Origin of the sequence: Dyadobacter diqingensis (genome assembly GCF_024220585.1) — a bacterium.
Lineage (GTDB): Bacteria > Bacteroidota > Bacteroidia > Cytophagales > Spirosomataceae > Dyadobacter > Dyadobacter diqingensis.
In genome coordinates this window covers 932,272-954,827 of sequence record NZ_JAMXKF010000001.1, presented here as the reverse complement: position 1 = coordinate 954,827, position 22,556 = coordinate 932,272, and the positions used below count along the sequence as shown (strand labels likewise).

Annotated in this window: 17 protein-coding genes; 10 read left to right on the top strand and 7 right to left on the bottom strand. The window is 43.0% G+C overall.

Annotated elements, in window-relative coordinates; all coding sequences use genetic code 11:
- The first annotated feature begins 59 nt into the window (after positions 1 to 59).
- The 3 genes from M1L62_RS03845 (at position 60) to M1L62_RS03835 (ending at position 5,580) form a co-directional block, all read left to right on the top strand.
- Positions 60 to 2,375 (top strand): glycoside hydrolase family 65 protein, encoded by a 2,316-nt coding sequence (locus M1L62_RS03845; protein ID WP_254411684.1) that lies wholly within the window; start codon positions 60 to 62, stop codon positions 2,373 to 2,375.
- Positions 2,376 to 2,449: 74 nt separating this feature from the next.
- Positions 2,450 to 3,175, top strand: coding sequence for a 3-keto-disaccharide hydrolase (locus M1L62_RS03840; protein ID WP_254411683.1), 726 nt, complete (start codon positions 2,450 to 2,452; stop codon positions 3,173 to 3,175).
- 125 nt (positions 3,176 to 3,300) lie between these two features.
- Positions 3,301 to 5,580, top strand: a complete 2,280-nt coding sequence (locus M1L62_RS03835; protein ID WP_254411682.1) for a tetratricopeptide repeat protein — start codon at positions 3,301 to 3,303, stop codon at positions 5,578 to 5,580.
- Positions 5,581 to 5,707: 127 nt separating this feature from the next.
- Here M1L62_RS03835 and M1L62_RS03830 read toward each other — a convergent pair whose 3' ends face one another.
- Positions 5,708 to 6,070 (bottom strand): response regulator, encoded by a 363-nt coding sequence (locus tag M1L62_RS03830; protein ID WP_254411681.1) that lies wholly within the window; start codon positions 6,068 to 6,070, stop codon positions 5,708 to 5,710.
- 408 nt (positions 6,071 to 6,478) lie between these two features.
- Between M1L62_RS03830 and M1L62_RS03825 the strand changes: the two genes are divergently transcribed.
- Positions 6,479 to 6,766, top strand: coding sequence for a YtxH domain-containing protein (locus tag M1L62_RS03825; protein ID WP_254411680.1), 288 nt, complete (start codon positions 6,479 to 6,481; stop codon positions 6,764 to 6,766).
- A 74-nt stretch (positions 6,767 to 6,840) separates the two neighbouring features.
- Positions 6,841 to 7,158, top strand: coding sequence for a hypothetical protein (locus M1L62_RS03820; RefSeq protein WP_254411679.1), 318 nt, complete (start codon positions 6,841 to 6,843; stop codon positions 7,156 to 7,158).
- 33 nt (positions 7,159 to 7,191) lie between these two features.
- Here M1L62_RS03820 and M1L62_RS03815 read toward each other — a convergent pair whose 3' ends face one another.
- Both M1L62_RS03815 and M1L62_RS03810 read right to left on the bottom strand, forming a co-directional pair.
- Positions 7,192 to 7,587 carry a response regulator gene (locus tag M1L62_RS03815; protein ID WP_254411678.1) on the bottom strand — a complete coding sequence of 132 codons (396 nt, stop codon included), beginning with the start codon at positions 7,585 to 7,587 and terminating at the stop codon, positions 7,192 to 7,194.
- A gap of 66 nt (positions 7,588 to 7,653) precedes the next feature.
- On the bottom strand, positions 7,654 to 9,096 hold the full coding sequence (locus M1L62_RS03810; RefSeq protein WP_254411677.1) for a CHASE3 domain-containing sensor histidine kinase: 1,443 nt from the start codon (positions 9,094 to 9,096) through the stop codon (positions 7,654 to 7,656).
- A 256-nt stretch (positions 9,097 to 9,352) separates the two neighbouring features.
- Between M1L62_RS03810 and rpoN the strand changes: the two genes are divergently transcribed.
- The 5 genes from rpoN to M1L62_RS03785 all read left to right on the top strand — a co-directional run bounded on the left by rpoN (position 9,353) and on the right by M1L62_RS03785 (position 16,099).
- A complete protein-coding gene (gene rpoN / locus M1L62_RS03805; RefSeq protein ID WP_254411676.1) occupies positions 9,353 to 10,804 on the top strand; it encodes an RNA polymerase factor sigma-54 in 1,452 nt (483 codons plus the stop codon).
- A gap of 22 nt (positions 10,805 to 10,826) precedes the next feature.
- Positions 10,827 to 12,275: a sigma-54-dependent transcriptional regulator gene (locus M1L62_RS03800; protein WP_254411675.1), complete on the top strand. Its 1,449-nt coding sequence runs from the start codon at positions 10,827 to 10,829 to the stop codon at positions 12,273 to 12,275.
- Positions 12,276 to 12,279: 4 nt separating this feature from the next.
- Positions 12,280 to 13,773: a sensor histidine kinase gene (locus M1L62_RS03795; RefSeq protein ID WP_254411674.1), complete on the top strand. Its 1,494-nt coding sequence runs from the start codon at positions 12,280 to 12,282 to the stop codon at positions 13,771 to 13,773.
- Between the two features lie 65 nt (positions 13,774 to 13,838).
- Positions 13,839 to 15,266, top strand: coding sequence for a hybrid sensor histidine kinase/response regulator (locus M1L62_RS03790; protein WP_254411673.1), 1,428 nt, complete (start codon positions 13,839 to 13,841; stop codon positions 15,264 to 15,266).
- A 104-nt stretch (positions 15,267 to 15,370) separates the two neighbouring features.
- Positions 15,371 to 16,099 (top strand): CPBP family glutamic-type intramembrane protease, encoded by a 729-nt coding sequence (locus M1L62_RS03785; RefSeq protein ID WP_254411672.1) that lies wholly within the window; start codon positions 15,371 to 15,373, stop codon positions 16,097 to 16,099.
- Positions 16,100 to 16,136: 37 nt separating this feature from the next.
- Here the strand turns inward: M1L62_RS03785 and M1L62_RS03780 are convergent, their stop codons facing one another.
- The 4 genes from M1L62_RS03780 to M1L62_RS03765 form a co-directional block, all read right to left on the bottom strand.
- Complete coding sequence (locus tag M1L62_RS03780; RefSeq protein WP_254411671.1) at positions 16,137 to 16,649, bottom strand: hypothetical protein; 513 nt, start codon at positions 16,647 to 16,649, stop codon at positions 16,137 to 16,139.
- A gap of 216 nt (positions 16,650 to 16,865) precedes the next feature.
- On the bottom strand, positions 16,866 to 19,967 hold the full coding sequence (locus tag M1L62_RS03775; protein ID WP_254411670.1) for an efflux RND transporter permease subunit: 3,102 nt from the start codon (positions 19,965 to 19,967) through the stop codon (positions 16,866 to 16,868).
- 136 nt (positions 19,968 to 20,103) lie between these two features.
- Positions 20,104 to 21,249 carry an efflux RND transporter periplasmic adaptor subunit gene (locus tag M1L62_RS03770; protein WP_254411669.1) on the bottom strand — a complete coding sequence of 382 codons (1,146 nt, stop codon included), beginning with the start codon at positions 21,247 to 21,249 and terminating at the stop codon, positions 20,104 to 20,106.
- Between the two features lie 33 nt (positions 21,250 to 21,282).
- Positions 21,283 to 22,530, bottom strand: coding sequence for a TolC family protein (locus M1L62_RS03765; protein WP_254411668.1), 1,248 nt, complete (start codon positions 22,528 to 22,530; stop codon positions 21,283 to 21,285).
- Positions 22,531 to 22,556: the final 26 nt, after the last annotated feature.

The window sequence follows — 22,556 nt, the reverse complement described above, 5'->3', positions numbered from 1 at the left end:
AATCATTCAGAATAACCTTCGCTGTTTGCTAATAGCTTACTGCCGATAGCCCATATAAAATGAAAAACTACATAACACACGACGAATGGAGTATTGTGGAAGAAGGTTTCCACGCAGCTCACAATGAAATTACAGAAAGTCTGATGAGCCTCGGCAATGGCCGTATGGGGCAAAGAGGAAACTTTGAAGAGCGTTATTCGGGTAAAACCTTGCTCGGGAATTATGTTGCAGGGGTGTATTTTCCTGATAAAACCCGTGTAGGCTGGTGGAAAAATGGTTATCCCAACTATTTTGCCAAAGTGTTGAATGCCTGCAACTGGGCAGGTATTGATATCAAGGTAGGAGAGGAAACGCTGGATTTGAATACCTGTCTGGTCGAAGAATTCCGCCGGGAACTGAACATGAAGGAAGGCGTTCTGGACCGTGTCGCTGTGGTAAAACTGGCAAGCGGCAGGCGGTTGAAAATCCAGTCGAAACGCTTTTGTAATATGGTGGATGACGAGTCGGGAGCGATCCGTTATTCGATTACGCCGCTTGATTTTACAGATGTTATCACGGTGACGCCTTATCTGGACGGGAATATCAGTAACCGTGATTCGAATTACGACGAAACTTTCTGGAATGAGATCTATAAGGAAACCAGTTTTTCGGAAGGGTATCTGATTCTGGAAACAAAAGAGAATCCTTATGGCGTTGAGCAGTTTCAGGTTGCAACCGGAATGGCTTTCGATATAAAAATAAACGGACTGAAAACGGATTATCAGTCGTTACCAGCGCGTCATGAAAAATATGTTGCCGGTGTCGTTCATATTGAAGTGAAGGAGGGCGATGAGCTGACGATTTTTAAATACGCCGTTAACCTGTCTTCCACCAACTATGCTGCGGACCAGCTTTTGACGGAAGCCAAAGCTTATGTAGCGCGTATCAGCGAGAAAGGATTTACGCAGCTTTATGCAGAACACGTGCAGGCCTGGGCTGAAAAATGGGAGAAAAACGATATTTCCATTGAAGGAGATATTGCTGCCCAGCAGGGAATCCGTTTTAATATATTTCATTTGGGACAAACTTATACCGGAGAGGATGAGCGCCTGAATATCGGTCCGAAAGGATTTACCGGGGAAAAATACGGAGGAAGCACGTACTGGGATACTGAAGCTTATTGTATACCGTTTTATCTGTCGACTTCGGAAGAAAAAGTGGCCAGGAATCTGTTGGTTTACCGGCATAAACATTTGCAAAAAGCGATAGAGAACGCGGAAAAGCTAGGTTTCAAAGACGGAGCGGCGCTTTATCCGATGGTTACGATGAATGGCGAGGAATGCCACAATGAGTGGGAAATTACTTTTGAAGAAATTCACCGGAACGGAGCCATTGCTTTTGCGATTTACGATTACACAAGATACACCGGCGACGAAACGTATCTGGCCCAATATGGCCTTGAAGTGCTGATTGGTATCTCACGGTTCTGGAAGCAGCGGATCACCTGGTCGGCGGAGAAGGGGCAATATGTGATGCTTGGCGTGACTGGGCCTAATGAGTACGAAAACAACGTTAATAACAACTGGTATACCAATTACATCGCATGCTGGACACTGCGTTATACGCTGGAAGTAATCAGCAAACTTTGGGAAACCAATACACAAAGGCTGAATGAGATTATTTTCCTGACGCATTTTGACCTGAATGGTGAAATGGCCGATTGGAAACACATTATCGAGTTCATGCATTTTCCATATGATCCTGCCAGAAGGGTTTATTTGCAGCAGCAAGGTTTTCTGGACAAGGAGATCTTATCGGTTGCGGACATTGCCGATCAGCGGCCGATTAATCAGAACTGGTCATGGGACAGAATATTGAGATCATGTTTTATCAAACAGGCCGATGTTCTTCAGGGATTATATCTTTTTGAAGATGATTTTGCCATTGACGATATCAAAAGAAATTTTGAGTTTTATGAGCCGATGACGGTGCATGAATCGTCACTTTCTCCTTGTGTGCACTCGATTCTTGCTGCGAAAATCGGGTTGAAAGACAAGGCTTATGAAATGTATGTCCGGACAGCAAGGCTTGATCTGGACGATTACAATAATGACACGGAGGACGGCCTGCATATCACTTCGATGGCGGGCACCTGGATGAGCGTTGTTAAAGGTTTTGCCGGACAGCGCGTAAAAGATGGCTTCCTGACTCTAAATCCGTATATCCCCCAGCAATGGACTTCGTATTCGTTCAGGATCGGGTTCCGCGGGTCCTGGTTGAAGATAGAGGTGACCCAGGAAGGAGTTACGGTTGAGAATACATCCGATCAGGAACTGACCATTTTTGTTAACGATGAAAGGCTTTTCGTGGCGGCTAACACGATCGCGCAAAAATAATTTTGTCGGCATAAAACAGTATTTTATTGATCCGGAGTGCTTCTGATATTCCGGATCAATAACTAACCTCTTCTATGTTTAAATTTTCAATCACTGCACTTTTTTTAAGTTTTGTTCTTTTTCAGGCAAATGCACAGAGTCTGAATACGCTAACGCCTAAGGAGAAAAAGGAAGGCTGGAAACTGCTTTTTGATGGTAAAAATCTCAAAGGATGGCATGCTTATGGCGGCAAGGAAGTTGGTGCTGCATGGGTGGTTGATCAGGGAGCTATCAAATTAAATGTTCCGGAACGCGCCGGAAACAAGGCGAAAAACGGTGGCGATATCGTTATAGATGAGCTAGTGAATGGTGATTTTGAATTTAAGGCGGAGTGGAAAGTCAGTAAATTTGCCAATAGCGGTATTTTCTTTTTTGTGAAAGAAGCGCCGCAGTATAAAAATATGCATGACACCGGCCTGGAACTCCAGGTGATCGATGATAAGATTTACGAAGGCGCAAAAGAAAATACGCACCGGGCAAGTGATTTCTTCGGTGTGGCCAATGCGCGGTTAAGAGAAGGAAATCCGGAAGGAGAATGGAACCAGATTCATTTCATAGTGAAAAAGAACAAACTTACTGTGTATCAAAATGGTTTTATGGTGCAGGAACATGATCTCTCGGGCACAGACTGGAAGCAGAGAATTTCAAAAAGTGGTTTAAAGGATGCCCCGATTTCTAAAGGGATTTTGGCGGGTAGAATTGGTTTGCAGGATTGGGGTAGTACTGTTTGGTATCGCAATGTAAAACTTCTTCGGTTATAAATATTTTCAATTTGTTTATAGCAAGAAAAAATAAAACTAAACCAATATTATCAAACGGTAGATAAGTAATTATTGACAATGTTGTTGATTTATAGTAGGTTAGTGACCTCGCTGTCTAATAAATCATGGTACAGGAAGTTGTCAGGTGGAGGTTGATGGTAGTGCTAACGATGATGTTTTTGACGGGTTTTCACCTGCAAACATCAGCGCAGGATTTTAGTGTTTGCCAAAAAAATCTAAAAGACCTTCTGATCACGTTCAATCAGTCATTTGAAGAAAATGACCCTGCATTACTGAAAAATCCTGATTATCAGCGTCAGCTTCGCGAGCTTCAGGCGGAGTATTTCAAATATCACAAACTGTCCTACATGTCCTCGGATTCTGTTCAGCGTCTGAACAACGAGGCAATTCTTCTGGCTTTATCCGGAAGTTATCATAAGGCACTCCACATCATGGAAAGCCTGGAACTTTCCGAGGATGACGCGCAGGTCAGGTATAATCGTGGGCTGTTTAACTTGCTTAACAAAAAATATGATTCGGCTCGTAACGACTTTTCCAGTGCGCCGAGTCATTCTTACAGCGCAGTCAATTCGCTGGTCTCTTTTGGAAAACAAAAGAAGTTTGCCGAAGGATTGTCTTTTGCACAAGGCAACGAGCCGAAAAATTCTGCTGGTAAATTCAGTTACAATCTTGGGCTGATCCATAAATTTAACGGACTTTTTCCCGAGGCTATTGACGAGCTGTCGTCTGCCATCAAACAGAAAGATGACATCATGGCTTATCGTTTGCAGCGTGGTGATCTTTACATGCGCACGGGGAATCAAAAGAAAGCGGTAAAGGATTTTGAGAAAGTAGCGCGCCGGCACGCCAAAGCGCAGATACGTTATGCAAACGCTTTGCTTTCGCTGAACCAGTTTGCCAACGCGCTGTCGGTTTTTCAAAAGTATCTTGAAAGTGAGGATAAAACCTTCCGTGGGGACGCGTACGTGGGTATGGGGCATTCCTATTATGGGCTGAATCAGATTGCCGAGGCTCAGCGATATTATCGGCTGGCGTCTACGATGAAACGCGAAACTCCGTCGCTGCTTTCCGGGATTGGCAACATTCATTTATCAAATCATGAATATCAGTTTGCTTACAATTCCTTTGATCGGGCGTTAAAAAAGGACACTTCTTATCTGCCGGCTTATCTTGGGAGGGCCGTGGCGCAATATGGTTTGAAAAAATTTGAACTGTCGTTGCAGGATTTTAAAAAAGCGGAATCCATCATGGATCCTGATAATAAGTTCTTTGCGGATTTGTTTGTAACCCGAGGATTTGCCCGCTATTACCTGAAAAATTCAAAAGGTGCGCAGGATGATTTTACCACGGCGATTCGGCTGGATGGTACCCGTTATGAGGCACTGGCTGGTATGAGCAGCATCATGATCGATCAGAAGCGATATTCTGAGGCAGGGCAGTTTTTAAGTAAGGCACTGAACTACGAGCAGAATTATGACCGCATGTGGAGTAATTACGGGAATTTGCTTCTGCATTTTGATATGTTCAAAAAGGCCTATAATGTGTTTAAGAAAGCCATTGCACTGAACAAACAAAATATAAAGGCTCAAAACGGATGGGGTGTGGTACTGCTTGAAAATGACCAGCTTGATAAATCCATGGTGCTTTTTGACAGTCTGGTAAAAGAAAATCCTCAGTTGCCTTATTTGCATAATAACCACGGCATTGTACAGGCTTACCTGGGAAACAGGCATGAGCAGCGCCGGCAGATCGACGATGCCAATGTGCGCTACGAAGGATCATTTTCAGACTTTAAAAAAGCAATGGAAGTGGCGCCGACACGCAAGTTTTATAATGTAAACCAGGGAAATGTGTACCGCTACTGGCAGCAATATGATCAGGCTTCGCTGAGTTATCAGAGTTATCAGGATAAAAGTGCGCTGAACAACACAGCCGTGATGTATGCGGGACAGGAAAAAATGAAGGATGCCAAATACTATCTCGGTGTGGCAATTCAGATTGACTCTTTGCACCGGGTTTTTCAGTACAATATGAATATTCTCGTCAAAGGGAAGCAGCAGGAAATGATGAAACTGGTCGCTTCGGCCGGTGATGACGGTCCTTATTCAGATATAGGGATCAAATACAGCAGAGATGGTTTTGTGACCATTTATCTGTACGATTACGAGTATGACACGCTGGCCTTTAAAGGCAGACATTATATGCCTTTGCCGGTGGCTGAGTACAGAGAAGATTATTTTATTCCGGAATACGACTTCAAGTTTATTGCCTATCCAAAAAAGAAAGACCCGCCGAAGGTAAAAACGCCAAGTTACAAATCACAGAAAGTGAGGATGCCGGGTAAGAAGGGGAGAAGTGGTACGCGATGTCCGGTTTTTACCTAAAGGTACCCGGTTGTTTACTAAATATTAGAAAATGTTGAGTAAAAATATCTACACGGGTGTGATTTGAATACTCACCTTGGGAATTTCTGGTTGAAATATGTGGAAAATTTCTGTCTTAACCTGATTGTTATAAGTTTCCAAACAGGTTTCTTACTTCTACAAAGCTTATGGGCTTGTCTAAAAAATAATCCGCTCCTTTTCTAAGCGCTTCCTCACGCAGATTTGTCATGGCACTCATCATGACTACCTTGGTATTGTGAAACCGGCCGGTAGTTTTGATGTTTTCAATTTCATTGATGCCTTTACCATCCGGTAAATTGTTATCAATAAAAACCCACTCAGGATTTAATTGATTAATAAACGCGATACCCTCTGTAAGCGTCGTTGCTATTCTGACCGTATCAGGTGTCTTTACATTGAGTTGTTTAACCAAAAAATTGCGCATCAAAATTCCAAGGTCCTTTTCATCCTCTATTATTACAATTTTCATGGTCAGGTACGCTAAAAAATATATAGTCGGTAAATTTGAATAAATCAGAAATAAAACTAATTCTACGAAACTGATTTATATATTATTCATTAGACAAAGTCATGTGGTAAAATAAACAATAACCTTGCCATTCGGCATTCTCAGGGTGCATTTAAAACAGGTCTTAAAACAAGCATCGCTTCATGGTTCCCCATCTTGTAGAATCCTGTTCCAAAATTGTGTAGTAATAATTTTGTTTTTTCGGGGGCGTTGAAAAATTCAGTTGTGCGGTTAAATTGTTTTTATTTATAAGTCATTGTTTTGTAGTTGTTTAAAGTCGATTTCTTAACGTTCAAAACTTTTGGGTACAGGTTTTTAACGGAAATCTGTAACAAATTAAAAATTTACAATCATTTAAAATTAATTGTCATGATCAACGGTAAAGTATTTTGGGGAATTGTGACCGCGGCTGCGGCAGGTGCTGTTATAGGAATGCTTTTCGCTCCTGAGGAAGGAACACAAACGCGCAAGAAAATCAAAAAGAAAACCAACAGCCTTGCCAGTGAGTTGATAGACGCGCTGGAAAGAAGCAAAGACAAGGCTGTAAAATCAGCAGAAGATCTGAAAGAAAAAGGGCAGAAATATAAAAATGACTTCAATGATAAGGCCGAAGAGCTTGCAGATGACGCTGCGGACGAAGTCAGCAAATATAATTAATGAGAAAACCAGGTAACAGATCGCTGATTTGTTACCTGGATCTTAAAATTTCAAATGAGTTATTCTTCTGGATTATGAAAAGTCAGGATAAAGAATCGATAGGACACACATTACACACAGCCACAGACTATGTCAAAGATCTGTTGATGGCTTCAGCTCCCGGTGGCGTGGCTGGCAAGGGGATTGAACTTGGCGTAGGTGCTGTTTTAGCAAAAACAGTACTTAAAAGACTGCCCGTACCGTTCAACTTTCTCGCGCCCATCATCATTGAAAAAGTGATTTTAAAACATGGCGTGGAAGAAGGCCGGGAAGTACTGCTGAAAGGGCTGAGATGGGTTAAAGCGGCAACGGATGACGCCGATGATGAAAGTGCACACATTGCAACCCTGTAAAAAAGTACAGTGAGCAGCTTGTGGCCGAGAAGATCAAAGCCAGAATTTATGAACGCTTAACATGACATCTTTCAACTCTTCATAACTGGAAGGTTTTATGATGTAACAGTTCGCGCCCAGCTGGTAAGCAGTTACAATGTCGTCCGGGGCATTGGATGTACTAAAAATAATAATGGGAATATCATTCCATTTATCATTGGTTCTGATAATCTTCAAAACTTCTCTTCCATCCCGTTTAGGCATGTTGAGGTCAAGCAGGATGAGATTTGGTGCTGAATTGTCCTCTTCCGGAATCAGATAGTTCAGCAATTGTTCTCCATCTTCAAAAAACACAATTGAGTGAGAAAGGTTGTTGTCTTCAAAAGCAGCCTGGACCAGAAAACGGTCATCGGCATCATCATCCGCCATTAAAATGGGTTTGTCACTCATATAGTCCGGGTCGTCATGCGCGCCCTGTTATTTATATTTTATGGTACCGGAAGTTCTAATGATCTTTCAGCTTAACAAGGATTCTGAGGGCAAATATATGTAAAAATTAGCGCCTTCTCCTTCGGTGCTTTCCGCGAAAATATAACCATTGTGATTTGAAACGACTCTTTTACAAATTGCGAGGCCGATACCCGTACCGGCAAACTCATTTCTTCCGTGAAGTCGTTTGAAAATAATGAAGATCTTTTCGGAAAACTCCTTTTTAAAACCAATTCCGTTATCACTGATCTTGATCTGGTGGAACTGTATCTCCTGATGTGACGGTTTAACACCGGGAATAATTTCGCCGTTTACAAGTCTGTGCGTAATGCGGATTATCGGTCGCTGATCTTCCTTATGGTATTTGATTGAGTTGGAAAGCAGGTTTTGAAATAGCTGTACCATCTGTGAACCATAACCTTCGACCGAGGGTAAAAGCTCGCTGTGAATAACGGCTTTGTTTTCCATGATCATTTCCGATAAATTCGATTTTGCGTCAGCAAGAGACGTGTTGAGATTGATAAGCCGCGCGTCGGAGCCGGTTTTAACAATTCTTGAAAAAGACAGCAGGTCGTTGATCAAAAGCTGCATACGCTGTGCAGAGCCGTCAATTTTATTCAGCATCTGAAAAATTTCGTCTGAAATCTCCTCCTGATACTTCGATACCAGCCGGTCGGAAAACGACCTTATCTTGCGCAACGGCTCCTGTAAATCGTGTGAAGCAACATAGGCGAATTGTTCCAGCTCGCTGTTGGAGCGATTCAGGTTTTCAATCTTATTTTCAAGATCAATCCGGTAAAACTGATTTCTCTTCAGCTCACGATCCAGAAGTACAAACGCAGACGACAGAAAAACAATCGCAACGAGCATGATGATCCAGTTATATCTGAAAACCTGAAGTCTGTAATTATCACGGCTTCTCACACGCATGTGCATAAGCTGCCCTTCCACGTTGTTCATTTCAGAAATCAATTTGGTGATCGAATCAACTTCCAGATTTTTCTTTTTGTAAAGTGCATATACGATAGCCGGGTTCACCAGAGTTGCCGATTTGGCAAGGCGTTCGGTGTATGTTGAAAATTCACCTACGTGTACTTTCAGTGCTTCGAGTCTTTTTTGCTGTGATTCGTTTCCTACCACGAGTGAATCGATTTTTTGCGTGAGAGCGGGAATCGTTTTAGCTGCGGCAAGAGTTTTGTTTATATATGCGGTATCTTTTAGAAATAAATAGGTATTCGCATGATAGGTACTTTCATAAAGCGCTGAGGATACTTCGTTAAGGCTGCTGATCACACGCTGAGTCTGATTGACCTTTTCAGAATAATTAATCAGTTCCTGATTTATTTCGTTGTAACTATATGAGAGTGCAATGATTAGAATTAATGATGTACCTAAAAGAAACCTTGTTATCAGAGATAATTGTTGTTCGCTGAGTGTCCTGTTTAACAAATTAAAGGTAGATAGTTTCATAAATGAGTTGTTGTGTGAAAAATCTACATTCCGAATTAATATACTCAGTATGTGGAAATATGTACGCAATATTTACATTTTGAGGGAGCAGGGGTAAGTAAGTTAGGATAAAGTATAGTAAATTTAAATGATGTACGTAATAAGTCAACGAGAGGGGCCCTTTTGATGTTACATTTCGGTATTATCCGAAATATACAGGTTTCAGTTTCAAACGATATCATTAAAGAGAACTTTTAATATTACAATTAATTGCTATATGCAAAGACAAACGCAGACGCAACGACAAACCCTTAAATATTCTCCCCTTCAGATTCAGATGCTCAATTTGCTGCATTTGACGACGATGGAGCTTGAACAAAGAATTAAAGAAGAGTTGGAGGAAAACCCTGTGTTAGAAGAGGGTAAGGAGGAGACTGCATCCGAGGACCAGCCGGAGGAATTTCAGGATGCAGACGATACAGTGGGTACAGGAGAAGATGATACGCCGTCGGTTCAGGATTATTATGACTGGGACGAGTTCAGAGACGACGATATTCCTGATTATAAAACATATGCGAATAATCAATCTGCTGACAATGAATTGTATACGCGTCCGATGGTGGAGACGATGTCTTTTCGTGACGACCTAAAGCAGCAGGTTCACTTTTTAAGACTTGATGAAAGGCAGCAGCTTGTCGCTGATTTTATTCTCGATTCTCTGGACGAAGACGGATTTTTAAGAAGGGAAAGTGAAGTCATAGCCGATGATATCTCTTTTGCCAACTCCATGTTCATCGATACGGAAGAAGTGGAATTGATGCTTCGTGTCATTCAGCAGCTTGACCCACCGGGAATTGCGGCGAAAGATTTGAGAGAATGTTTGCTTATACAATTGCAACGAATTGAAAATCAGGATGAATGTTGGGGATGGGCTTACAAGATAGTATCCGATACGTTTGATGAGTTAGGTTCGCGTAATTATGACAAGATTATGCGGGTGTTGGGTATCGATGAGGAATGTCTGAAAAAGGCCATTCATTTGATCACCACCCTTAATCCGAAACCAGCTTCCGGACTCAGAAACGATAGCCTGGTTAATGAAAGCATTAAGCCTGATTTTATGCTGCGTTACATTGACGACAGCGAAATTGAGGTTCAGCTGACATGGGGTAACAGCCCTGCTTTGAGGCTGAATAAGCTGTTTACACAAATGGCCGAGCAGAAAATTGATAAGGCAACGAATCAGTTTTTAAAGAATAAAATGAATTCTGCCAAATGGTTTATCGATGCGATCAAACAGCGTGAAAATACGATGCTGAGCACGTTGAGGGCCATTGTGAAGCTTCAATATGATTATTTCCAAACGGGTGATATCAAGAAATTGCGCCCGATGATTCTAAAAGATGTGGCGGAAATTATCGATATGGACATCTCAACGGTGTCACGTGTGACCACCAACAAATATGTACAGACGCCTTTTGGTATTGTTTTATTAAAGGATCTGTTTACCGAAGGCGTAACGAATGAGGATGGCACGGAAGTTTCTAACCGTGAGATTCAGGAAGCCATAAGAGAAATAACAGCAGCGGAAGATAAGCGGCATCCTTTCAATGACCAGCAGATTACAGATCTGTTGTCGGAAAAAGGGTATTCTGTGGCGCGCCGGACTGTTGCAAAATACAGGGAGCAGTTAAATATCCCGACCGCACGATTACGGGTTACCATTTAATTAAGAAAGCACTTTATTCCTCATGAAAAAAATAGTAGTGGTTGATGATGAAGCGGATATTTGCTTCCTGTTGAAAAGATTTTTGTCGAAGAATGAATTCATAGTAGAAACGGCCCAGACCGGAAAAGAAGGGTTGGCATTGATAGAGTCTTTCGAGCCAGACCTGGTGATGACGGATTTTCGCCTGGGTGATATCACGGGTACTGAGTTGCTGAATGCTATTAAAGCCAAACGTCCGCACGTGCCGGTTTTGATCATTACAGGTTATTCCGATATTAAGGTCGCAGTGAATGTGATGAAACTTGGAGCCTATGACTACATTACAAAACCTCTTTTCCCGGATGAAATATTAGTTACGGTCAAAAAAGCTTTGGCTGACGCGGAATCTGATAAATCCGGCGAAACTGAATTTGTTTCGGGCGTCGCTGAAACTACCACTGCTAAGCCAGGCCGAAAAGTGTCGCATAAGATGAAGGCGGGTTATGTGATGGGTCAAAGTGAAGTGGCGGATAATCTTTTCCGTCAGGTGGACCTGGTTGCACCTACTAATTTCAGCGTAATTATTTATGGCGAAAGCGGTTCCGGAAAAGAAGCGATCGCACATGAAATTCATAACCGGTCGCGGAGAAAAGACATGCCGTTTGTAGCCATGGACTGTGGCGCCATTTCGAAAGAACTTGCGGGAAGTGAGCTTTTTGGCCATGAAAAAGGTTCGTTTACAGGTGCGCTGCAAACCAAAATTGGTCATTTTGAAATGGCTAATGGCGGTACTTTGTTCCTGGATGAGGTCTCAAATCTATCATATGAAATACAGGTTGCTTTGCTGCGTGTGGTGCAGGAACGTAAAATGCGTAGGATTGGTGGATCAAAAGAAATAGAGCTTGACGTCCGGATTATTGTAGCGAGTAACGAAAGGTTATTGGATTCGGCCAGAAATGGCAAGTTCCGCGAAGATCTTTATTACCGTTTCAATGAGTTTACCATCGAGGTTCCTGCGCTACGAAACAGAAAGGATGATCTTTTGCTTTTTGCGAATACTTTCCTGGAAACTACCAACGGAGAGCTGAACAAGGATGTGAAAGGGTTTTCGGACGAAGTGATGAAGGATTTTGTCAATTATTCATGGCCGGGAAATTTGCGCGAACTCAAAAACGTTATCAAGCGTGCCACGTTGTTGTCTGATGGTGATCTGATTGAAGAGAAATCGCTTCCGTTTGAGATCGTTAATTACAGCAAATTGAAAGATCTGGATGATGAAGTTTCCATTCCTGTTGCGGCAACCGTGGCTGTGCAGGAACCCATGGACAGTGAGGATTCCAAACCCAGTTTGAAGACCGTTGCCAATGAAGCCGAATATGATATGATTATGCAGGTTTTGCGGGATGTCAATTTTAATAAAAGCAAAGCAGCGCGTTTATTGAATATCGATCGCAAAACTTTATACAACAAAATGAAACAATTTGATATTTAAGAGATTGGAAAATCAGTTATGTCTTTTTTCATTTGAAGAGGTATTAAATGCATCGGCAAGCGGATTCATCATTTGCAGTTCAGGTGACATCAGTGCGGATGCTGGTGGAAAGACCTGCGTTTATGCCAATGCCGCCGCGCAAAAAATTACCGGAATAGCTGATCCTTCGGGACTTTCTTGGTTATCAGTGTATGGAGAACAGTTTAATTGCGAGACGTTAGAATCTCTTGGAACCATAGAATACCAGTCTGATAAGACCGGTTTGTGGTGCAGAATTATAAAGTCTGACATCGATAAAAACAATTGTCTCTATACCATTACGGATATTACCTCAGAAAAACAGGCGGAATTCAGATTATCACACCTTCAGAAGTTATCCACGGAGGCGGAAGAAACGATGGAGTTTGGCAGCTGGATCTGGGATATTAATAATTCCGATTATGAATGGACCGATGGAATGTACCGCTTGATGGGGTATAAACCGGAGGATCTGCCTTTAACGAAACTTGACAGCAGTACATTTAAGAAAAATATTCATCCCGATGACCTTGAAATGATCACCGGGAAATTGAAAAATGTGTTGTCGTATACGGATACTTACATTCTGGAATTCAGGATTATTGCTGAGGGAGGACGTGAAAAATATCTGTATGTACGAGGTCATAACACCATTGATGAAATAACCGGTCATGTTATATCCATCGGGACAGCCTTTAACGTGTCAACACTGCGGGAAATCCAGCGTGAGCTTGAACAGAAAGTGAGTGACCTTAATACCTCCAATGCCGAGCTCGAACAATTCGCGTATATAGCATCGCATGATTTGCAGGAACCATTACGGAAAATTGTTTCTTTCGGCGAACGTCTGGAAACCAAAACGAAGGATATTTTAAATGATGAACAAGGGCAATATCTGAACCGAATTCTGAGTGCCACGCGCCGGATGCAGAAAATGATCAATAACCTGCTTGAATTTTCAAGGGTTGCCAGTTCATCCAAAGTATTTGAACCGACGGACCTCAACGATGTTCTGAAAAGTACACTCAGCGATCTGGAAGTTACCATTCAGCAGAATAAAGCGGTGGTTGATGTAGACGAGTTGCCGGTTATCGAGGCAAATCCGACACAGATGTCTCAGCTGTTTATTAACCTGATATCCAATTCGTTGAAATTTACGCGTCCCGGTACAGTCCCTGTTATTTCTCTCAAACTGTCCGATGTGTCCGCTGTTGAAGTCCAGAGAAGGAAATTAATTGGCGACAAGCGCTATATCAGAATTACGGTGAAAGACAATGGTATCGGATTTTCAAATGAAAATGCAGCCAAAATTTTCACAATTTTCCAGCGTCTCAGAGGCCGGTCAGAATACGAAGGTGCAGGAATAGGGCTTTCCGTTTGTAAGAAAGTGGTAGAGGGTCATCAGGGAATTATCGAAGCGTTCGGCGTACCCGATGAAGGAGCTACTTTCGAAATGATCCTTCCTGTTAGCCAGAATTAATATATAATCATCTTTTTACCAGTCTCGTTTTCAACTGAGTTTTGGATTTTCAATTCTGAATAATAATGAATAACAAAGTAATAAGCGTGCTTTTGGTTGATGATGATGAAGATGACTATTTCCTGACCAGGGAGTATTTCGGCGATCTGATCAACTGGAAATTTGATATTACCTGGTGCGCAACCTATCGGGAAGCGATTCACGCCATTCAGAATAAGAAATTTGACCTTTACTTTTTTGATTATCTGCTGGGCGAACGTAACGGCATTGACCTGATCGAGGAAGCCAGTACCCTGGAATGCGAGGAGCCGATGATCCTGCTTACAGGTAAAGGCGATACCAAAATAGCCGTAGAAGCGCTGCGGCTTGGAGCGGTTGACTATCTGATCAAAAATGAGCTGGATTCAGAAAAACTAGAACGCACCATCCGTTATGCACTGGAACGAACTTCTGTTTTAAAAGCATTACGACATAGCGAGAGGCGTTATCGCAGGGTTTTTGAGGAGTCAAACGACTTTCTATTTATCAGTGATCTGGAAGGTATCATTACCGATTTTAATACATCTGCCTGCACTTTAACGGGTTATTTACCCAAACAGTTAAAAGGGAAAAATATCCTGGAAATGGTGGATGATCCTCTTTTCGGCCTGGTGTGGAATGGTATTCAGGACAGAGCTATTCAGGACTTTGAAGTGAGACTGGTGACCACCGATGGAGAGAAAAAATATTGCGTCTTTTCCGCTTCAATGGAAATGGACGAGGATAATCCTTATGTTCAGGGGCGTTTGCATGATATCACGGCCCGGAAACAGTCGGAAAGAGAGCGTTTGTTTTCAGAAAAACTGGCTGTTACAAGCCGGTTGGTGCGCATGCTTGCCCATGAGGTCCGCAACCCGCTTACCAACGTAAATTTATCGGCAGAACAGCTCGAAATGGAGCTTGCAGATGAAGACCTCAAATTTTACACACAAATCATCAAGCGAAACTGCACCCGTATCAATGACCTGATCACGCAGTTATTGCAGCCGTCCAGTGCAAACGAAGTCAATCTGCTTGAAACATCCATTCACGGAGTGCTGGATGAGGCTATTGCAACCGCACTTGACCGGATGCAGTTAAAAAGAATTCAAATTGTGAAGTCTTATGCTGAGGAAGATTTTGTTATCCCTCTCGATTCGGTTTCGCTCCAGATGGCATTTTTAAACCTGATTACCAATGCCATCGAGGCAATGGAAGAGGATAGGGGCATTCTCAGAATCACAACCCGGCTTCAATCGGATTCGCTGCAAGTGATTTTCGCTGATAACGGATCCGGAATCAGCGAGGAAAATATGGATAAAGTTTTTGAACCCTATTTTACCGGGAAGAAAAACGGTATGGGTTTAGGACTCGCTACTACACTTAATATTCTTCATATGCACCATGGACGTATTGACGTACAGTCGGAAGTGGGTACCGGAACAACTTTTACCGTGAGTTTTTCCGGTAAATAGTTTATTGTCAGTCATTACAGAAATTATTTCCTGTCATTTTCGTGACCAAAAGCACTTGGTCTGGTCAAACAACAGAAATGCACACGCTATAATGTTGTTCGACAATGAAATTGATCATTGCTGAGTTGGGATATCTTCTGGTAAAAGGAAAACTGATCAAAAACCGGTACAGTCTTCGTGAACGGTTTGCTGGATTTTTGCGGATTTATTTCCTAACTATTTTTCTTGGAATTACGGGTGTTGGCTTATCATTCGCCTTTTTTAATTTGATTAAAATGGAGCGTCCGGTAAATATCCTGGGCCATCTTCTGGAAAATCAGAAATTGATTTATCAGTTTGTTGTCATTTGCATGATAGCGCCGTTTGTTGAAGAAATGTTGTTCCGGGTTTGTCTCCGCTATTCAAAACTGAACTTTGCCGTTACCGCCGGTTTTTGTTTTTATATTTTCCCCGGTATCCTGATAAAGGGTAGGGGGATATTTGGAGAGGATAACCCGTTGTCGCTGCGTATTGCCTTGGTATTAATTGTTATCGCAACCATTTACAGCATTTTACAAAGCAAGCCTGTGTTTGACAATCACCTTGCAAAATTTTGGTCTTCGCATTTTAAGCTGATATTTTATCTTTCAGTGCTCTCTTTCGGGTTGATACATGTTACAAATTTCGAGATTAATCCGGCGACTTTTATTGTGGCTCCCATGCTTACGTTGCCACAAATTGCGGGTGGTTTTATGTTTGGATACATCCGGCTCAAATATGGAATCCTTTATGCGGTATTGCTGCATGCTGCAAATAATTTTATGCCTTTTGCGATACATGCAATGCTGGGCTGAATGAAAAAATCCCGGGATGTTGCCCCGGGATTTTTATTTAGTGTTTGCCATGACCCTTGTTGTCATGTTTCCAGTCTTTGTCTTTTTTATTATTTTTTGCATAACCGGATTTTGGGCTGTTGCCAGGTTTTTCATAACGGCGGTTTCCGTTGTTATGAGAATATCGGTCGTCGCGGCTGTCGCGGATGATCTGCTGGCTATGGTTTCCTTTGTACCGCGCATATTTCGAAACATGAACGTTGTTGTGGATAAACGGTCTTGGTTCGTTGATCACCACTTTATAGGAATTGTAAACGTCATAATTTCGGTAACGTGCAGGCAGTGCTGAAACATACACCCAACGTGGTCCGTTTTGGTAAACATATTGTGATCTTGTTACATCGTAATATGCATTGATGTCTGGCAGATAATAGAAATCTACGTGGTTATATCCCGTGGGTCCCCAGGCTGGCTGGCTACCGATATTGATACTTACGCTCACCTGAGCCTCTGATTTTGGTGCCGCTGAAACGCCCAAAACTACCAATATTGCGAAAATTATCTTTTTCATGATTGCTGATGTTTAAAAGTTATAAATCCCTGCACCTATCGTGCTTTTGTGATTCTATGACAGGAGAAATCGAAGGATGTTTAATGGATAACGAAAAAATTCGATGGAGAGATTAAATTTATCGACGATCAGCTAAATTTTAACGAAGAAGCTATTTAAACAAAAATCCCCGCTACGTATTAACCGGAGCGGGGAAGAGGAGAATTTCTGGTTTTGTCAGGCGGCTATCCGTTTCCTGCGGTTAAAGAATCCGTAGATGATCGGGAAGATCAGTAATGTTAATACAGTGGCCGTAATCAGTCCGCCGATTACTACAATCGCCAGCGGCTTTTGAGTTTCGGATCCGATACCGGTTGATGTTGCAGCCGGGAGCAGCCCAATGGCGGCCATGAGCGCGGTCATGACCACCGGCCTGATCCTTGACTTGACACCTTCGCGGATGGCGTCGTCAAGAGGCATATGGGCTGCAAGATTTTTATTAAAAACTGAGATCAGGATTACACCATTTTGGACGCATAAACCGAAGAGTGCGATAAAACCTACACCGGCTGAAATTCCGAAATTCATATGGGTCGCGTGCAAGGCCAGAATTCCGCCGATCAATGCGAAGGGAACATTCACCAATACCAGTCCTGCGTCCTTGGCATTGCTGAACATGATGAACAACAAGATAAAAATCCCGATCAAACTGATGGGCACTACTTGTCCCAAACGGGCAGTGGCCCGAACCTGGTTTTCAAATTCACCGGACCAGTTTACAGAATAACCTTTTGGAAGGGATTTCAACAGTGGTTTTACCCGGTTTTGCGCATCAGCAATGGTGCTTCCCAGGTCACGCTCACGAACCGAGAACTTAACACCGATAAAACGTTTGTTGTTATCGCGGTACACAAAGGCGGGGCCTGTTACCATCCGGATGGACGAAATTTCTTTCAGCGGTATTTTTCCACCTGTTAACGTAGGGACCATGAGCTGCTGGATATCGGTTACGTCGCGACGGTATTGTTGTTCATAACGCAAACGTATATCAAACTTCCGTTCGCCTTCGTAAAGTATTGAGGCGGTTTTCCCGCCAATAGCCATTTCAATTACAGCCTGTACGTCAGCCGTGCTAACGCCATACTGCGCCATTTTGTGGTCGTGCAGGATCACGCTGATTTCCGGTTGTCCGATATTTCTCAAAATACCAACATCCTTAATTCCGGGAACATCTTTAATCGCTTCCAAAACCTGATTGGCTTTTGCGTTCAGTGTTTCCAGATCGTCACCATATATTTTTACCGCGTTACTGGCATTCATACCTGCTACCGCTTCGGCCACGTTATCGATAATCGGCTGGGAATAATTGTAGTTGATACCCTGGAATTGTTTCAGCTTGGCATCCATTTCTTCGATCAGATCGTCCTGGCTGATTTTCCGTTTCCATTCATCTTTTGGCTTTAGGTTAACCTGCATCTGAACATAATAAAATCCTGACGGATCGGTTCCGTCGTTGGAACGTCCCGTTTGGGATAACACCCCGTTCACCTCCGGAAATTCATTCAGTTTTGCGCGCAGGGTGTGCACCATTTTAATCGTTTCTGTCAGCGAGCTGCTCATCGGTAGTTTTGCTTCTACCCATAAGGCGCCCTCGTTTAATGTAGGGAGGAATTCTGTCCCTAAAAATTTGGCAGAAAACAAGCTCACGGAAAGAAAGGCGAAAGCAAAAATAACGCTGAGTTTTTTACGTGCATAACACCATTCAAAACCACCACTGACAATCCTGTCAAAGAATCTCACGATCGGATTACTTTTTTCGCGAACATTTTTATTTAGCAGGAACGAACATAAAACCGGGACCAGGGTAAGCGTGTAAAGCAAAGCACCCAATAAGGCAAAACCCAATGTGTAAGCCAGCGGCGTAAACATTTTACCTTCTACTTTCTGGAAACTGAAAATAGGGATCAATGCTGTGATGATGATCAGCTTGGAAAAGAAAATGGCTTTTCCAAGCTCACCACCGGTTTTCTTGATCAAACCCAGTTTGGATAGTTTATTGTAACGGTCCATCCCGTTTTTATGTGCGAGATGATCGAGCGCCACGAAAATCCCTTCAACCATCACCACGGCTCCGTCAATAATAATCCCGAAGTCAATCGCACCCATGGAAAGAAGGTTCGCTGACATGCCTTTTAGCTTTAAACACATAAAGGCAAACAACAAGGCAAGCGGGATAATGATCGATACGATGATGGTGGTACGCCAGTCGGCCATGAAAAGGAAAACGATCACGGTAACAAAGACGATCCCTTCAATCAGGTTGTGTTTTACGGTATGTGCGCAAAACTCGATCAGGTTATCGCGGTCATAAAATGTGACCATTTTTACGTCTGGCGGCAGGATTTTGGTGTTGAGTTCTTCAACTTTGTCCTTGATTCTTGCCAATACCTCACTTGGATTTTCACCTTTCCGCTGAACGACAATCCCCTCAATCACATCGTCATTGCCGTCAAGACCGACCTGTCCGACACGTGGCATATCGGATTCTTTAACCACAGCCACGTCCTTAACCAGAACGGGATAATCCTTGACATATTCTACGATAATATTTTCAATGTCGGGGATGGAATTCAGTAGACCAATTCCGCGGACCACATAAGCCTGTCCGTTTTTCTCAATGACATCACCACCTACGTTGACGTTACTTTTGGTTACGGCCTGGTAAACTTCCAGTGGTGTGATATTGTACTTTACAAGTTTTGTAGGGTTAACCTGTACCTCATAGATTTTCTGACGGCCACCAAAAGCGACAACATCAGCGACACCCGGAATACTGCGCAGCTGCCTGTCGATAACCCAGTTGTGCAATGTTAGTAATTCGCGGCTGTCACGGTCAGCACTTTTCAGCGTAAAACGGAAGATTTCACCGGTTGGGCCATAAGGAGGCTGCACGTCTGGCTCCACGCCCTCGGGCAGGGATATATTCCGAAGCAGGTTATTGACCTGTTGCCGGGCAAAAAAGTCTTCCACTGTATCATCAAAAATGATTTTAATGATACTAAGCCCGAACATGGTTGTGCTTCGGACGTTTGTTTTTTGCTGTACCGAGTTCATCGCCACTTCTATGGGCACGGTCACAAACCGCTCGATTTCCTCGGCGCTCCGGCCGTTCCACTGGGTTACGATAATGATCTGGGTATTGGTAACATCCGGGAATGCTTCCAGCGGTGTTTCCTTATAACTCATCACGCCGGCCACGATAAGCAGCCCGGTCATGAAGAAAATGAAGAACCTGTTTTTAAGGGAAAAACCAACAATTCCCCTGATAAATTTATTCATTGGTAAGTGCTTTTGATGGTGGAGTTTGGAATGGTAGAATGAGTGAATGATGGCGTGAGAGAATGGCGGAATGATAGAATGTGGCGTTGTGCAATTTGTTGTTTATTCTATCATTCGCTCATTCAGAATTCTATCATTAATCATTCAACGCATCGTAAACAAGCAGCTGGTTTTTTGAAATAACTCTCTCTCCGTCTTTCAAACCGCTTTTGATGTAGGCGCGGTTGGCAAGTGTCCGGTACACTTCAACGGGGCGGGTTTCAATTTGCGAGCGGCTGTGAAACACCATCACCCAGTTTTTACTCCGGTCAAAAATGATTGACTGTGATGGGATGGCATGCATTTCGCCACCTTCATCAAAATTGAGGTTAACCGTCGCGTGCATTTCCGGTTTCAGCTTCATCCCCACATTCTGCAACTGGATACGGATCTGCATCGCTTTGGACTCAGGATCGAGGACGTTGTAGATTTTATCAACTTTTCCTTTAAATATTTCATCCGGGAAGCTGATGGTCTGTACGTTAGCAGTCATACCCAGTTTAATTCTCGGGATATCGCTTTCGTTGACGTTGGCCATTACCCATACATCGGCAATTTGCCCGACAGTAAATAAACTTTCCGAATTATCTGAACGAAGCTGCATCCCGCGGTTGACATTTTTGGCGATAATGAAACCGTTGATCGGCGACTTAACGGTATAGTTTGTAGATTTTCCAAGACCGTAAATCGAGAAAATTTCCTTTACCCGGTTTACTTCTGCTTTGGCTTTATCCACCATTTGTCTGGCCGTGATCGCGTCACGTTCCGGAACCAGCTTACTTTCGTAAAGATCTTCGGTCGAAGAAAGATTTTTCTGGGCAATCAAAAGATCAGACTGAGCCTGGATTAACTGACGCTCAAAATCTGCCACTTCGCCGGAACGGATGGTTGCCAGTTTTTGCCCTTTCCGAACATTATCCCCCAATTCCACATCCACATCCTCTACATTTCCACCCACAAGCGGGAAAATTTTGATAACCTGGTTTTCATCAGGAACCACTTTTCCTACCAGTGTCAGTTCATTTTTAACGGTTTCGGTTTTCACCGTATCCAGGGTTATCCTGTTCATCATGGTATCCGAAAGCATAAAGGCCTTGGCTTCGTCCTGTTTTTCTTCTGTTTTGGTACAGGAAGACAGCCACAGGCTCACAATGGCCAGTGAACACAGGTATAACAGGTTTTTCCCAGCACCTGCGTCGTTGCGAAAAAATGATAAATCGAATTGCTTTGTTTCAGCTTTCATCCGGATGTATGTAAGAATTGAATTTCGTTTTGATTAATTAAAAAGCTCCTCGCCAACTACAAAGTTGAGCTCTTCATATACCTTGATCCGGTCGGCTTGTAACCGGTTGAACTCCTTGATGCTCTCGTTATAGGTCTCGATGAAATCGATGAATTCCAGAAGTGTGATATTCCGTTTCTGAAAATTTTCATAGAAACCTTTGCTTAACAGCTCGAACTGGTCGGTGAAATGATTTTCCACGCTTTTGTACGCTTTCTCGGCAACGACAACTTTCTGCAATGCGGCATCGACTTCGTTGTTAATGCTTGCTTGTTTTGCTGTTTCAGCCGTTTTGTAATAGCTGATGCTACTTTTGGCCGCTTTGATGTTTCCCTGGTTGCGGTTAAAAATCGGCAGGTCCATGGAGAGGTTAAGACCGAAATAATTGCTTACGTAATTACTCGACTGGTCATAAATCCCTCCGATCTGTACATCCGGCACAGCCAGCGCTTTTTGCAGGGTATAGTTTAATTCTGATTGTTTGGTCTCTGACTGGGCGACTTTCAAATCAGCACGACTTTGCAGTGCACGATCTCTCAACAAGGTCAGATTGTAGTTTTTGAGTTGATAACGGCTGATATCTGTGCTGTCAACAACAGACTTAACGGGATTTTCGGAATTCAGAAGTGTTTTCAGGTCGCGCTGGTTTTCCGTTAATTCAAAAAGAATATCGGCGCGATCATTGGTGAGCTGGAAAAGAAGCGCCTTTAAGCGTACAACTTCTTTAAGCGAAATATTTTTACGATTGTACTCCTTATCAAAAGCCGTGACGGTTGTATTAAGCGTCGCGATCTGGGTGTCGTATAAAGCGATCGTCTGATTCAGGAAATAAGATTCGAAGAAAATTTCGCGCAATTCGAACTTTAACGTTCTGATCAGGTCGTAAAACTGGAACTCGGTCTTACGGGTCGATTCAACGTCCAGCGCAACGCGTTTATTCCTTTTGCCGGCGCGCGTGATCAGTTGTTGAATGGTGATGGCTTTTTGCCCCTGGCGTCCCACATCGAAAGCGCCGCGTGATGGATTGTAGGCACTGATCTCTACGCCGAGCGTAGGATTAGCCCATAATTTGTCCTGAATTTCCTGTGATTTTGAAATGTCGATCTGATACTTCTCAGCTAACAGTTGCAGGTTATGTTGTAAAAAAATACTATCCGCTTGCCGGATGGTAAGCCGCAGAGTGTCCTGGGCATGTAAACTAACTGATAATAACAGTAAAAAGCCGGTGACGTAGGTTCGCATATACGCATTGTTAGAAAGATGCGATA

Coding starts and splice junctions, on each gene's coding strand:
- M1L62_RS03845 (WP_254411684.1), top strand. CDS start 60: ATGAAAAACTACATAACACACGACGAATGGAGTATTGTGGAAGAAGGT.
- M1L62_RS03840 (WP_254411683.1), top strand. CDS start 2,450: ATGTTTAAATTTTCAATCACTGCACTTTTTTTAAGTTTTGTTCTTTTT.
- M1L62_RS03835 (WP_254411682.1), top strand. CDS start 3,301: ATGGTACAGGAAGTTGTCAGGTGGAGGTTGATGGTAGTGCTAACGATG.
- M1L62_RS03830 (WP_254411681.1), bottom strand. CDS start 6,070: ATGAAAATTGTAATAATAGAGGATGAAAAGGACCTTGGAATTTTGATG.
- M1L62_RS03825 (WP_254411680.1), top strand. CDS start 6,479: ATGATCAACGGTAAAGTATTTTGGGGAATTGTGACCGCGGCTGCGGCA.
- M1L62_RS03820 (WP_254411679.1), top strand. CDS start 6,841: ATGAAAAGTCAGGATAAAGAATCGATAGGACACACATTACACACAGCC.
- M1L62_RS03815 (WP_254411678.1), bottom strand. CDS start 7,587: ATGAGTGACAAACCCATTTTAATGGCGGATGATGATGCCGATGACCGT.
- M1L62_RS03810 (WP_254411677.1), bottom strand. CDS start 9,096: ATGAAACTATCTACCTTTAATTTGTTAAACAGGACACTCAGCGAACAA.
- rpoN (WP_254411676.1), top strand. CDS start 9,353: ATGCAAAGACAAACGCAGACGCAACGACAAACCCTTAAATATTCTCCC.
- M1L62_RS03800 (WP_254411675.1), top strand. CDS start 10,827: ATGAAAAAAATAGTAGTGGTTGATGATGAAGCGGATATTTGCTTCCTG.
- M1L62_RS03790 (WP_254411673.1), top strand. CDS start 13,839: ATGAATAACAAAGTAATAAGCGTGCTTTTGGTTGATGATGATGAAGAT.
- M1L62_RS03785 (WP_254411672.1), top strand. CDS start 15,371: ATGAAATTGATCATTGCTGAGTTGGGATATCTTCTGGTAAAAGGAAAA.
- M1L62_RS03780 (WP_254411671.1), bottom strand. CDS start 16,649: ATGAAAAAGATAATTTTCGCAATATTGGTAGTTTTGGGCGTTTCAGCG.
- M1L62_RS03775 (WP_254411670.1), bottom strand. CDS start 19,967: ATGAATAAATTTATCAGGGGAATTGTTGGTTTTTCCCTTAAAAACAGG.
- M1L62_RS03770 (WP_254411669.1), bottom strand. CDS start 21,249: ATGAAAGCTGAAACAAAGCAATTCGATTTATCATTTTTTCGCAACGAC.
- M1L62_RS03765 (WP_254411668.1), bottom strand. CDS start 22,530: ATGCGAACCTACGTCACCGGCTTTTTACTGTTATTATCAGTTAGTTTA.